A 13264-nucleotide genomic window follows, 5' to 3' on the forward strand; every position below is an offset into this window, starting at 1 on the left:
CACGGCCGTCGTCGGCAGCGTCGACCGCCGCACGCCGGACACCAGCCGTGTGGTGCCCGCTACCACCGGAAACACCAGTTGAATTTTCGTGCGCATGCCATCCCCTCGGATCCGGGTGGGTGGGCCGTCGGTCGGCCAGCGTTCGCGACGCTGGCCGACCGCGCAGACCTTTTACAGGTAGGGGCTCTGGGTCAGCAGGTGGGCCTTGTAGCCCTCGCCGACGCCGGGCTCCGGTGTGCCGGCCCAGTCCTTGATGAGCACGGCACCGCTGGTGCAGCCCCACGGGTTCCAGGTCCAGGCGAGGTAGCTCAGGTCGTGCGCGTCGGCCCAGTCGACCAGCCGCTGCATGTAGTCGAAGCCGCAGTTGTCCTGGCCGAACTCGCCGAGCACGATCGGCACCTGCTGCGCCAGCGGGGCGATCTGGCTGTCCCAGCAGGACTCGCTGGCGCAGGCGTTGAAGCTGTACGCGTGCCAGGACGCGGCCAGGTTGTTCAGCGGGTCGTTCGGTCGGTAGGTCAACCACTCCCGCATGTCGTTGGTCCATTCCAGGCCGCCGACCATGAGCAGGTTGGTGGCGCCGGTGGCGCGGACCGTGTCGACGAGGTCCTGCATGCCGGCTACCTCGTAGGGCAGGCCGGTGCAGGTGCCGCCGTCGCGCAGGCACTGCCAGCCCAGGGTCTTGTTCCACTCGGCGGGCATGTCCGGGTACGGCTCGTTGAACAGGTCGAAGACGACAGCGTCGTTGCCCTTGAACGCGTTGGCGACGCCGGTCCAGAACTGGGGGGCGTACCGCGCGTCCGGCATGGGCTTCTGGCAGGTGGCGTGCTCGTCCTTGCAGTGCCAGTCCGGACTGCCGGGGTAGGCACCCCAGGTCCAGTGCAGGTCGAGGATGACGTTGATGCCATTGGCGACGAGCAGGTTCACGTAGTCCTTGACGCCCTGCTGGTAGGCGGCGCCGCTGGGCGAGCCGTTGAGACCCAGCCAGCATTCCTCGTTGAGCGGAACGCGCAGGGCGTGAATGTTCCAGGTCTTCATCGCATCGATCGAGGCATGGTCGACCGGGCCGGAGTCCCACAGGCCCTTGCCCTGCACGCAGGCGAACTCCCCGCCGGAGCGGCTCACGCCCAGCAGCCGGTACGGCTTGCCGTCCGCGGTGAGGATCTTGTTACCGGAGGCGTGTAATTTCGGCGCCGGCCCATTGGGCGGCGGGGTGGTGGTCGGGCTCGGGGTCGGTGTGGTCACCGACCCGGTGCACGTGGTCCCGTTGAGCGCGAACGACGCGGGTACGGGGTTCGCGCCGCTCCACGAGCCGTTGAACCCGATCGAGGTCGAGGCGTTGGTACGCAGAGATCCGTTCCAGCTCATGCTGGCCGCCGACACTCGGGGCCCGGCCTGGGTCCAGGTGGCGCCCCAGCCCTGGGTGACCTTCTGGCTCGCGTTGGGGAAGTCGAATGTCAACGTCCAATTCGACAGCGCGTCGCCGAGGTTGGTGACATTGGCGTTCGCGGTGAACCCGCCCGGCCACTGACTCTGCACCGTGTAGGTGACCGAGCAGCCGGAGGCGGCCGCTGCGGCGGGGAGGCTGGCCGTTGCCATGCCAGCCAGGATCAGCACGCTGGTGGCGCTGGCGCCCAGTAGTGCAAGACGATGTTTCATCTGATCTCCTCGGGTGGTGAGAGATCGATGGGAGCGCTGCAAACATCCTTTATTAGGTTGGTTACGAAAGTCAACACACTGCGGCACCGTGCTCAAGGCGCGGACTACGTAAGTCGCGGATGACTGCGGACGCGGTAAGTGAAGTAGCCTGGTTAAGCAGCGAATACTGGGAGGCACCGTGGCGAGCAGCCCGATCTGGGCCAGCCGGCCGAAGACTCGCGGCCTGGTGCTGGACCTCATCAGGGCGGCACGCAGCATCAGCCGGGTGGAGCTTGCAGCGGCGACGGGCCTGACGGGCGCGACGATCTCTGCCGTCGTGCGCGAGCTGATGGGCGACGGCCTGGTGGTCGAGGCCGGCCGAGGTGGGCCGACGGGCGGCAAGCCACGCACCATGGTGCAGCTCAATCCGCTTGCCCGTTACAGCGTCGGGGTGCAACTCGAGCGCAATACGTGCGTGATCGTGGTCGTCGACCTGGCCGGCCGACAGGTGGCCCGGACGTCGTTCCAGGGCGTGGCGTCGATGCCGCCGGAGCGGGCGCTGCCCCTGGTGGCCTCGCAGGTGGACGCGCTGCTGGCCACGGCGGCCGTGGACCGCGAGCGCGTGTTGGGGGTCGGCCTGGTCAGTTACGGGCCGCAGGATCGGCGCGCGGGTGTGCTGTTGACGCCGCAGCCGACAGATGCGTGGCTCGACTACCCGGTCGCGCGGCTGCTCGCGGAGACTCTTGGGCTGCCGGTCCTGCTCGACAATGACGCGGCGGCCGCCGCGATCGGCGAGTACTGGATGGGTGCGGTGGACCCGCGCAGCACCTATGGCTGCATCTACATGGCCACCGGAATCGGCGGCGGAGTCGTGGTCGCCGGCGAGGTGTACCGAGGGAGTTCCTCGAACAGCGTGGAGATCGGCCACATCTCGATGGACATCAACGGTGACGAGTGCTCCTGCGGCAACGTCGGCTGCCTGGAAAACTACGCCGGCCCGTCGGCCATCGTCCGGCAGGCCATGGCGACACCCGGGCTTGCCCAGCGGCTGGCCCTGGACTCGACCGCCGCCGATCTCCTCACCGAGTTCGCGCGGATCGCGGCTGCGGCGAACGCCGGTGACACCGGCGCACGGGGCCTCGTCGAGCAGTCGGCCCGACATCTCGGTGGAGCGGCCGTCACCATGGCCTGCCTGTTCGATGTGGACACCATCGTCCTGGCCGGGCCGAGCTTCGCGGTGGCCGGCTCGATCTACCAGACGCTGATCCAGCAGGAGGTGGACCGCCGCCTGTTCGCGCGGCGGGCGCATCCGGTGCGCATCGTGCCGTCGGTGAACGGGTCGGACGCGGCGGCGATCGGCGGAGCGATCCTCGTGCTGCAGAGCGAGCTGACCCTGCGTCACCCCCGCACGGACGACGGGGCACGGCCGGTTCCCGCCGGCACGGCCGAAATCCACTGAGAGATTCGGTCGGCGCCCGCACAGTAGGCGTTGACCGTCCTGCTTGTCTGACTCGTTGACTTACTTTGCTTAGTTGCGCCCGTGCAGCCGCACGAGCCGGGCGGCGGGCGATGGGGGAAGCTCGATTGTCAGCTTGCCTTCGTCGTCGTCCCAGGCGAGTTGCGTGGGTAACGTGACCGGGAAAATCACCTCAGCCGAGCAGAGCTGACCGGCCAGGTGCCTCAGCGGAAGCACCGCGGTCCGTTCGCCGGCACGCCGCGCGACGAGCACGTATGTTTCATCGGCGGTCCGGAGTGCGAGCGACACCCAGTCGTCGTTCCATCCCGGCAGACCGAGAGGCCAGAGCGGTACAGCGTCGGGCAGTCGGCCGCGCAGCGCCCGGTACACGGCCAGCCCTTCGCCGACGAGGGCGGTCTGCTCCGGTGAGAGCAGGTCGACCCGACCGCTGAGGTGTACGCGGCTCAGCAGCGATACAGCGACAGTGAACGCGTTCTCCTCGGCAGTGAAGTGGGGCTGCGGATAAGCCCAGACGGCGCCTTGCTCGGGCGTGACGGCGGTGGGCGCCGCAGCGGCGATTGCTGCGATCTTCAGATGGTCACGCTGATCGGTAGTGGACTGCACCGGGTGCAGCGCCAGCGTCGCGTAGTCCATGCGCAGCCCACCGCTCCCGCAGTTCTCGATGACGAGGCCCGGGTGGCGGTCCATGACCCCGGCGACCCACCTCAGGTACGCGCGGTTGTGCCCGAGGAGCCCGGCACCGGGGCTGGCGCAGCCGATGTCGGTCCCGTGGCCGGCGTCGATGTTGTAGTCGAACTTGACGTAGCCCAGGCCGTAGTCTGCGACCAACCGGTTCACCACGCGGTCGAGGCGTGCCACGACCGCCGGGTGGCGGAAATCAAGCTGATAGCGGCCGGTGACCTCCAGCCGGGTGCCGTCGCGGCAGAACAGCATGTCGTCGGTCAGCTCGCCCAGCAGCGGAGACCGCACGCCTACGACCTCCGGCTCGAGCCAGAGTCCGGGGACCATCCCGCGGCCGCGTACTTCGTTGAGCACTTCCCGCAGGCCCTGCGGGAACCGGGCGCGGGACTCCTCCCACGCGCCGACACTGTCCCACCAATCCCCGTCCTCGGCGTACCACCCCGCGTCGACGACAAAATACTCCGCACCCAGCTCAGCGGCACTGTGGATGAGAGGCAGGATTTTGTCCTGGGAGGGGTCGCCCTCGAGGCAGTTCATGTAGTCGTTGAAAATCACCGGTAGTGTCGCGTTGTCCGCGTGCGGTCGGCGGACGGCGCGGCGGTACCGGGTCATTTCGGCCATCGACGTGTCGAGCAGGTCACCGTCGCCACCTCCAGCAATCACGGCCGTTGCCACAGCGACGGAGACGAACTGCTCCCCCGGCTCGAGAATTTCGCGCCACTCGTGGTCCGCACCCGTGGGTCCGCTGGCCAGCAGGTACAAGCCGCCGTTCCAGTCGGCGACCTCCCAGCACCAGGCTCCGTTGTGCTCGATCTGCCAGAGCAGGCCAAGCCCGCGGCCGGTGTCGTGCAGCAACCCCATCGGCAGGTGATCGGACGTCGACCACGACCCCGCATTGGAGACGAGGAGGCTGTGGCGGGAGCCGATGGGCTCGCGCTGGTGTGACGGGTAGGTGCGGTAGATGCCGTGCTGCACGAGACTCGCCTCACGCCACTGGCACTCGCCGCCCCACACGTTGTGCGGGACGGACAACCGGATCTGTTCGTCCCACGAACCGTCGGCGTCCGTGACGAGGGTACCGACGACAAGCGAGCTGACCTGCGTCAGCAGAAGTGGCGAAGTTCCTGCGTTCGTCACCCTGGACCATGTCCGGACGACGGCTGAGCCGTCGAGCAGTGCGGCGAATGATTCGACGCAGAGACCGGTGTCGGGGTCGGCGAGCACGACGCGTAGTTGCTGGGCCGGCGCGGCACCGGAACCAAGGCGGACCTGTGTCGTGTCGGCGGACTCAAAGCGCAGTCCTCTGGTCGCGTTTCGTTCGCTGTGCCGACGGCCGCCGGGTCCTACGTGACTCGTGGAGACCTCGACCAGCGGCATGGCAGGCGGCGGATCGTCTGCGCCGGCCCAATGCGAAGGGACGAGCTCTGCGAGCCGGGCGATCCCGTCGACGACCGTGACCCGCAGCCGGACACGGCCGTTGTCCAGCACAATGTCGTCCGCGGCGTCGTTCAGCGCGCCTCCCGTAGCTGGCAGTGTCTCGTCGATCACCACCGACACGGCGATCTCCGGGGGCACGGCCGCGCGCTCGCTCATACCGTCCGCCGTCCACCGTTGGCGTCCTCCGGCCACGGGACGAGCAGCCTCGACCGTAGTGCCCGGGCGAGCGTGGGCGCGAGCGGCAGGCGCGGCAGCAGCGTGGCCTGCATCGCGTGGTAAACATCGGGTTTGCCGAGCCACACGGTCGTGGCCGGCATGTTGTGCGGGTCGAGCTCGTGCCACCACGAGCCACCCGTGCGGTCGAGCAGATGACGCTCGGCGTAGTCCCACCAGGCGGCGTAGCTGTCGGCGTACCGCCGCTCGCCGGTGCGCCGGTGCAGCGCCGCGGCGGCGGCGATCGCCTCGGCCACCACCCAGTGCATCCGCTGGCGCACCACAGGTGTGCCGTCCCAGTCGGTGGTGTAGACGAAGCCCTCCGCGCCGTCGGCGTCCCAGCCGTCGTCGACGGCCCTGTCGAACAGCCGCACCGCCGCCGCGGCGAGGGCGTCGTCGGCGCCGACCGCGGCCTCGACGTTCAACAGCAGCCGTGACCACTCCAGGCCATGTCCGGGTGTGGCGCCGTACGGCTTGAAGGGGTCGTCCGGTTGGCTGCGGTTGAAGCCGGGATCGGGGGTCCAGTCCGGCCCGAAGTGTTCGGGCAGGCGCCCGTCGTGAGCGACGGCGAGTTCGACGACGAATCGTGCCGCCCGCGCGGCACGGTCCCGCCATGCGGCTGCTCCCCCGCCGACGGCGGGCCCGTCCGGGTCCTCGAGCACCTCTACGGCGTCGGCCAGGGCGAGCATCGCCTCGACTGAGTGCATGGTGGCGTTGAGGCCGCGGTAGTCGTCGGGCCGCGTGAAGTCGGCGTCCCAGGTGTCCAGCGGGCGGCCGGCGGTGTCGTCCCAGAACCGGGTGAGGTAGACGTCGGCGGCGTCGGCGAGCAGCATGGTGCTGCCGGGGCGGCGGGCGAGCGCCGCGGATGACGCGGCGAGCAGCACGAAGGCGTGGTTGTAGCAGGACTTGCCGGCGGCGCGGTCGGGGGCGCCGTCTGGTCCGAGCGCGTGGAACCACCCCCCGTGCTCGGTGTCGCGCAGTCGGCCGCTCAGGGCTGCCAGCGCGGCGTCGGCGACGCGGGCGCTGCCGGGCACGCCGAGCAGCACTCCGAGTGAGTACGCGTGCGCGGTGCGGGCGCTGATCCAGGTGAGCACGCCGTGCCGGGGATCTGGCTTACCGCTGGTGTCGAGGTAGGCGGCACCGCCGTCGGGCAGCGCGGACCGCGCGCCGAAGGCGAGTAGCCGGTGGCACTCGGCGTCCAGCCACGCGTGGTGGGCGGGGAGGGCGAGCAGGTTCACGGGGACGGCCGGGGTGGCGGTCACGGGAGGGTCCTCTCCGACGGGTCCAGGAGGGTGTTGGCGCAGCGCACGGCGGCGGCGAAGGCCTGCGCGTCGCCGGACGGCGACGTCACGCGGAAGGTGACGGACCGGCCGGCCCGGAGGTTCACCATGCCGTCGTCGACGCTGGCGGCGCGGTCGACCACGTCGACGGGGCAGAACACGTCGCGGGCGTAGGAGGTGGTACTCACGTGCAGCAGGCAGCCGTCATCCGTGGGCACTGCTTCGACCCGCAGCGGTTGCAGGTCGAGGCGCTGGTCGAGCACCTCGGCGCCGTGCCAGAACGCTGAAGCGAACCCGGTCGTGTCGTCGTCGGGCTCGGCCACGATGACCTCGGTGGCGGGGTCCCCGAAAGCGGCGACCTCGTCCGGAATCGTGAGGGTGGCCGCGCCGCGCGAGGGCACCGACGCCTCGATCGTGGCCTTTGCCAGTAGCGTGCCGTCGAACGTCTCCCGCGTCACAGTGAAGGTGCCGCCGAACGCCTCGGCGGTGTCGTTGACCAGCACGAGCGCAAGGGTGTCCGGCTCCGGATCGAGTCCTTCCCAGGCGCCGGCGCACGCCTCGGCGGAGGCGCACGGCTGCAGTGTGGCCAGGCGTGGGGCGTACGCGGCCCGCAGCGCGTACCAGAGGGGCTTGCGGTGCTCGGCGAAGTCGACGGCGGCCCAGGACACCACCGGCCAGTTGTCGTTGAGCTGCCACAGGATCGTCCCGGTGTTGTAAGGCGTCAGGGAGCGGAAGTGTTCGACGCCGAACCGGATGGCGTGCGCCTGGTTGAGTTGGGTGGTCCAGTGCCAGTCCTCAATGGTGGCGGGGTCGGGCAGGTGGCCCTTCCACCCGCGCTCCAGCTTCGCGTTGCCGAGGTTGGCCTTCTGGTGCACCAGCATCTGCGGGCCGAACGGGTCGAGTGGCTCGTCGTGCACCACGGCGGTGAGGCTGGACCAGGCGGGCGGTGCCTGGAAGCCGAACTCGGCGACGAAGCGCGGCCTGTACCGGGCGTAGACGGTGTAGTCCGCCCGGTTCCACACGTCCCAGATGTGCATGGTGCCGTAGCGCTCGTCGTTCGGGTGCCGGTAGTCGCCGAACGAGTACGGGCTGGCCGGCGAGTAGGGGCGGGTGGGGTCGATCTCGGCGAGCACGCGCGGCAGCAGGTCGTTGTAGTAGAGGTCGCCCCAGCCTCGGCCGTCCAGGCGGCCGGGCCACCCCCAGTCCACCGAGCCCCACGTGTTCTCGTTGTTGCCGTTCCACAGCACGAGGGACGGGTGCGGGCTGAGCCGTGTCACGTTCTCGCGGGCCTCGGCGTCGATCTCGGTCCGCATCGGCGCGTCCTCACTGTATGCGGCGCAGGCGAAGAGAAAGTCCTGCCACATCAGCAGTCCGTGCTCGTCGGCAAGGTCGTACAGGTCGTCGGACTCGTAGATGCCGCCGCCCCAGACGCGCAGCAGGTTGATGTTGGCTTCGAGCGCATCGGACACGCGTCGGGCGTACCGATCACGGTCGATCATGGTGAGAAACGCATGATCCGGGATCCAGTTGGCGCCCCGCACGAGCACCCGCTCGCCGTTGACTCGGAGCAGGAACGGCGCCCCGGCTTCGTCGGGCGTGGTGTCGAGCTCGACAGTGCGGAAGCCGACGCGCCCGCGCCAGAACGCCACGTCACCTGCGGCCTGCGCCTCGACCTGCACGCCGTACAGCGGCTGGTCGCCGTATCCGACGGGCCACCAGCGCCGCACGTGGGGCACCGTGACGAGGACGACGGTGGACGTCTCGCCAGCGGGCACGGTGCCGCTGACGGTCAGCCTCGCACCGTCGGGGTCGGTGACGGTGACGACGAGCGGGACGTCCTCGTCGGCGCGGATGCCGTCGCGCTCCACCTCCACGTGCACCCTCAGCAGGCCGTCGTGACGGCGGTGGGCACCGTCGCTTCCACCGGCCGGCACCACGTCCACCAGTGGTCGAACCGAGGCGATGCGCACCCCGGACCACGAGTCAAGCCCGATCGGCTGCCAGATGCCGGCGCCGGCGACGTCGATGCCCCAGTCCCAGCCAAACGAGCACGCCATCTTGCGCAGCTGGTTGTACTCGTGGTGGTTGACGTGCGGCAGGGCGCCGTCACGTTCGGCCCGCGCGGTCGCCTCGGGCACCGGGCCGGCGAACGTCACCGTGAGGGTGTTCTCCCCCGGGCGTAGGGCGCCCCGCACGTTCCAGCGGTAGGAGCGGTGCATGTTCTGTGTCCGCCCGATCACGTCGCCGTTGAGCTCGACGGTGGCGACGGTGTCGAGCCCGTGGGCCACCAGGTCGTGGCGGGTCGAGGAGTCGTCGGACCACGTGAACGTCGTCGAGTAGCGCCACGTCGTGTCGCCGATCCACTGCTGGGCGGCCTCGTTGGCACCGTCGAACGGGTCGTCAATCAGGCCGGCGCACCGCAGGTCAAGGTGCGCCTCACCGGGCACGACGGCAGGTACGCCGTCGGCGAGAGCCGCGGCGACGGTCGCGGGGACGTCGTCGGGGAGCGCGGGGGCGGTGAGGGTCCAGCCGTGGTGCAGGGCGCGAAAGGTGAAGGGGAGGTAAGCCACGCGGTGTCCTCAGGTTCGAAAACGGATACGGGAAATGCGGCGGCGGAGCCTGCCAGATCAGCCCACGGGCAGGTCAGGCACCGTGGCCGACGGCACCCCGGCCCGCTCCCACCGATGGGTGCGGTGGTCGTAGCACGCGCTGTTGTCGATGGCGTCGCGGTCCACAGTCGCCGCGGCTGTGACGCGTTCGAGGCGCTCGGGATCCGGTGCGGAGCTCGCCAACAACTTGGTGTAGTCGTGGTGCGGGTCGAGGATCACCGCGTCGGACGGCCCGCGCTCCACGATGCGCCCGCGGTAGAGCACGAGGATCTCGTCGGAGAAGTGCCGCGCGGTGGCCAGGTCGTGGGTGATGTACAGGACGGCGAGCCGGTCCTCCCGCTGGAGGCGACCCATCAGGTTGAGCACCCCGAGGCGGATCGAGACGTCCAGCATGGACACCGGTTCGTCCGCGATGAGCACCTGCGCCCCCGGTGCTAGGGCGCGCGCGATCGCGACGCGCTGCCGCTGGCCGCCGGAGAGCTCGTGCGGGCGGCGCGGCGCGATGGTTTCGGCGGGTGTGAGGTTGACCCGTTCGAGCATCTCCAGCACGCGCTCGTGCGTCTCGGCGGCGGTGCGGGTGCGCTGGTGGATGCGCAGCGGACGGGCGATGTGGTGCTCGACCGAGTGGAAGGGGTTGAGGGAGGCGAACGGGTCCTGGAAGACCATCTGCACCTGCCGCCGGTACAGCGACCCGTGCACCGGGGTGCCGTCGTCGAGACGCACGTCGACCTTGCCGGAGGTGGGCTTCTCCATGCGCGTGAGGATCTTGGCGATGGTGGACTTACCCGACCCCGACTCCCCCACGAGGGCGACGGTGCGCCCGGGGATCAGGTCGAAGCTGACCTGGTCGACGGCGCGCAGCCGGGTGCGGCGCAGACCGGTACGGATCCGGTAGTCCTTGACGAGGTTGGTCACGTGGACGAGGGTCATGCTCGCTCCTCGATGGTGCCGTCGGCCGGGACGTCGGTCTCGTCGACCCCGGACCGGATGAACGCGCCGCGCGCTCCGGACAGGCTCGGGAACGAGCCGAGGAGCTTGCGGGTGTACGGATGCTGCGCGTGGCGGTACAGCAGGTCGGCCGCACCAAGCTCGACGATCTCGCCCGCCAGCATGACGGCGATGCGGTCGCTGATCTCCAGCAGCAGCGGCAGGTCGTGCGTGATGAAGATGACGGCGAAGTTCAGCTCGTCACGTAGCCGCATGATCTCGCTCAGGATCTCGCGTTGGACGACGACGTCCAGAGCCGTGGTGGGCTCGTCCATGATCATGACCTGTGGTTGGAGCAGCATCGCCATGGCGATCATGACTCGTTGGCGCATTCCCCCCGACAGCTCGTGCGGGTAGGAGCCCAACCGACGGGGGTCCACCCCGACGCGTCGCAGCACCTCTTCGGATCGCTCGCGAACCTGCGTCCGGGACAGACCGGGGCGGTGGGCCAACAGGGTGTCGCGCAGCTGCGCCCGCACTGTGGTGACGGGGTTGAGGGCGTTCATCGCCCCCTGGAACACCATGGAGAGTTTCTCCCAGCGGAACGCGCGCAGCTCGGTGTCGCTCAGCGCGAGCACATCGACGTCGTCGCCGCCGCCGTCGTGAAACGTCACCCGTCCGGACGCGATCCGGGCGGGCGGGCGGTGCAGGCGGTTGATCGCGTACGCAAGGGTGGTCTTGCCGCAGCCGGACTCGCCGGCCAGGCCGAGGACCTCCCCCCGGTGCAGAGTCAGGCTCGCGTCCCGGACGGCCGTGACCGAGGTGTCCGCCTCGTACACGACGGTGAGGTTCTCGACCGTCAGGACGGCGTCGGCCCTCGGCCCGCCGGTAGCGGGGGCGTTGTCGTTCAGCAGCGTCGTGTTCATCGCGGGGGCACCTCCGAGACGGTCGAGCGGGCGGCCGGGGTGCCCGTGGCACCCTGGCCGCGTCGGGCCAGTTGCCGCTCCATACGCGCGGCCCGCCGCGCGCGCCTGCGGTACAGGCGGAGGTTCTTGAGCTTGGGGTTGATGGTCTCGTCGATCGAGAAGTTCACCAGGGACAGACCCATGCCGAAGAGCGCGATGATCAGGCCCGGCGGCACGAACCACCACCAGGCGCCGAGCGACAGCGCGTACCCGTTCTGCGCGTAGAAGAGCATCGTGCCGAGCGTTGCGGAGTTTGAGGCGCCGAGGCCGATGAAGGCCAGACCGGCCTCGCCGAGGACTGCGGCAATGATCGCGAACACGAACTGGGACGCGAGCACGGGCAGGAGGTTCGGCAGGATCTCCACGGCGATGACCCGCCAGGGTTTCTCGCCGGCGACCTTCGACGCGGCGACGTAGTCGCGGTTTCGCACCGAGAGCGTCTGAGCGCGCAGCACCCGCGCCGACGCGGCCCAGCTCGTCAGGGCGAGCACCACGACGATGGTCCACACGCCACGGCTCTCGCGAGGTACGAAGCCGGAGATCACGATGACCAGGGGCAGGCCGGGGATCACGAGGAAGACGTTCGACAGCAGGGAGAATGCCTCGTCGAGGATGCCGCCGCGGTAGGCGCCGTAGATGCCGAAGAACGCCGACAGGACGGTGGCGAGGATGCCGACGAGTACGCCGATCTGTAGTGAGCCGCGGGTGGCGTAGGCGAGTTGCGCGAGGACGTCCTGTCCGGTCTGGGTGGTGCCGAGCAGGAACTGCGCCGACGGAGGCGTGAGCCCTTGGTCCCGGATCTGCTTGGGGTCGCCCACGACGTAGACGGCGAGGATTCCGAAGAGCGTGATGCCGACGACCAGCGCGAGACCGATGGCCAGCCAGGGCGTCATCGAGGGCAGGAGCATGCGCCAGCCCGCTCGGGCGGGGCGGGGGGTCGGGCCGGTCGTCTGGGTGAGCGCGTCGGCGGCGTCCGCAACCGTCGGCGCGCTGGCAGGGCTGAGATTCGTCATCGTGGTGTCCCCCTCAGTGCCGGGCGCGGGTGCGCGGGTCGATCAGGCCGTAGAGCAGGTCGACGATCAGGTTGGCGCCGAGCACGGCGAGCGTGATGAAGAGGAAGACCCCCTGCATGAGCGCATAGTCGTTGTTCGTCACGGCACCGAGCAGGCGCCCGCCGATCCCGGGATAGGAGAAGACCTGCTCGGTGATGACCGAGCCGGAGACCACGAACCCGAGGGAGATGGCGAACCCGGCCACGGAGGGAAGGACGGCGTTGCGCGCCGCGTAGGAGCGCCGGATCTTCCTCGGCGACAGGCCCTTCGCCTCCGCGGTCAGGACGTAGTCCTCCGAGAGGGTGGAGACCATCATGTTCCGCATGCCGAGCAGCCACCCGCCGATTGACGCCAGGACGATGGTCAGGGCGGGCAGGATCGCGTACTGCACCGCCGAGAGGATGAACGGCGCGTTCCAGCCGGGGTTGAGCGCGACATCGTAGCCGCCCTGCAGCGGTAGCCAGCCGAGCACCCGGGCCAGCAGGTAGGTGAGAATCAGGGCGAGCCAGAAGTAAGGGATGGCGGCCAGCAGCGTCGTGGCCGGGATCAGCGAGTCGAGCCACGTCCCGGGGCGCCACCCCACGATCGCGCCGAGCAGCACCCCGAGCAGCGCGGCGAGGACGGTGGCGACCCCGACGAGCACCACGGTCCAGGGCAGCGACGTCAGGATCACGTCAGAGACCTTGGCCGGGTAGTAGCTCACCGAGACCCCAAGGTCGCCGTGGGCGAGGTTCTTGAGGTAGTTGACGTACTGGCTCCACAGGGAACCCGTGTCGTCGCCCCCGAGGAGGAGCGTGTACGCCTTGCGCGTCTCCGGGCTGACCGAGCCGCCGCGCTGCTGGAGCTTGGCCAGCAGGATGTCGACAGGGTTGCCGGGCAGGAGGCGCGGGATGGCGAAGTTGAGGGTCAGGGCGGCCCACAGGGCCACCGCGTAGAAACCCAGCTTGCGAAGGAAGTAACTCACAGCAGCGCTCTCTCCTCGGGGGCG

The 13264-nt window shown here is 69.7% G+C and carries 9 protein-coding genes; 1 reads left to right on the forward strand and 8 read right to left on the reverse strand.

Going from position 1 to position 13264, the window contains the following annotated elements; all coding sequences use genetic code 11:
- Window positions 1–171 precede the first annotated feature (171 nt).
- A complete protein-coding gene (locus ACFYPG_RS06255; protein WP_387350651.1) occupies window positions 172–1656 on the reverse strand; it encodes a cellulase family glycosylhydrolase in 1485 nt (494 codons plus the stop codon).
- Window positions 1657–1834: 178 nt separating this feature from the next.
- Between ACFYPG_RS06255 and ACFYPG_RS06260 the strand changes: the two genes are divergently transcribed.
- Window positions 1835–3094: an ROK family transcriptional regulator gene (locus ACFYPG_RS06260; RefSeq protein ID WP_387350653.1), complete on the forward strand. Its 1260-nt coding sequence runs from the start codon at window positions 1835–1837 to the stop codon at window positions 3092–3094.
- Window positions 3095–3163: 69 nt separating this feature from the next.
- On the opposite strand, the gene ACFYPG_RS06265 is transcribed toward ACFYPG_RS06260, so the two are convergent.
- Genes ACFYPG_RS06265 through ACFYPG_RS06295 form a run of 7 tightly spaced genes read right to left on the reverse strand, consistent with a single transcriptional unit; the run spans window position 3164 to window position 13240 of the window.
- Window positions 3164–5386 carry an alpha-galactosidase gene (locus tag ACFYPG_RS06265; RefSeq protein WP_387350655.1) on the reverse strand — a complete coding sequence of 741 codons (2223 nt, stop codon included), beginning with the start codon at window positions 5384–5386 and terminating at the stop codon, window positions 3164–3166.
- Window positions 5383–6705 carry an AGE family epimerase/isomerase gene (locus ACFYPG_RS06270; protein ID WP_387350657.1) on the reverse strand — a complete coding sequence of 441 codons (1323 nt, stop codon included), beginning with the start codon at window positions 6703–6705 and terminating at the stop codon, window positions 5383–5385. Before ACFYPG_RS06270 ends, ACFYPG_RS06265 begins: the two co-directional genes overlap by 4 nt.
- Window positions 6702–9293 carry a glycoside hydrolase family 2 protein gene (locus ACFYPG_RS06275; protein ID WP_387350658.1) on the reverse strand — a complete coding sequence of 864 codons (2592 nt, stop codon included), beginning with the start codon at window positions 9291–9293 and terminating at the stop codon, window positions 6702–6704. The genes ACFYPG_RS06270 and ACFYPG_RS06275 overlap by 4 nt, the downstream gene beginning before the upstream one ends.
- A gap of 57 nt (window positions 9294–9350) precedes the next feature.
- The gene (locus tag ACFYPG_RS06280; RefSeq protein ID WP_387350660.1) at window positions 9351–10262 is read right to left on the reverse strand and encodes an ABC transporter ATP-binding protein; all 912 of its coding nucleotides are present in this window, start codon (window positions 10260–10262) and stop codon (window positions 9351–9353) included.
- On the reverse strand, window positions 10259–11185 hold the full coding sequence (locus ACFYPG_RS06285) for an ABC transporter ATP-binding protein (RefSeq protein ID WP_387350661.1): 927 nt from the start codon (window positions 11183–11185) through the stop codon (window positions 10259–10261). The genes ACFYPG_RS06280 and ACFYPG_RS06285 overlap by 4 nt, the downstream gene beginning before the upstream one ends.
- On the reverse strand, window positions 11182–12237 hold the full coding sequence (locus ACFYPG_RS06290; RefSeq protein ID WP_355008343.1) for an ABC transporter permease: 1056 nt from the start codon (window positions 12235–12237) through the stop codon (window positions 11182–11184). Before ACFYPG_RS06290 ends, ACFYPG_RS06285 begins: the two co-directional genes overlap by 4 nt.
- A gap of 13 nt (window positions 12238–12250) precedes the next feature.
- The gene (locus tag ACFYPG_RS06295) at window positions 12251–13240 is read right to left on the reverse strand and encodes an ABC transporter permease (RefSeq protein ID WP_355008344.1); all 990 of its coding nucleotides are present in this window, start codon (window positions 13238–13240) and stop codon (window positions 12251–12253) included.
- Between the last annotated feature and the right edge of the window lie 24 nt (window positions 13241–13264).

It is taken from the genome of Micromonospora sp. NPDC005553 (genome assembly GCF_042871765.1).
In the GTDB taxonomy this organism is placed as follows: domain Bacteria; phylum Actinomycetota; class Actinomycetes; order Mycobacteriales; family Micromonosporaceae; genus Micromonospora.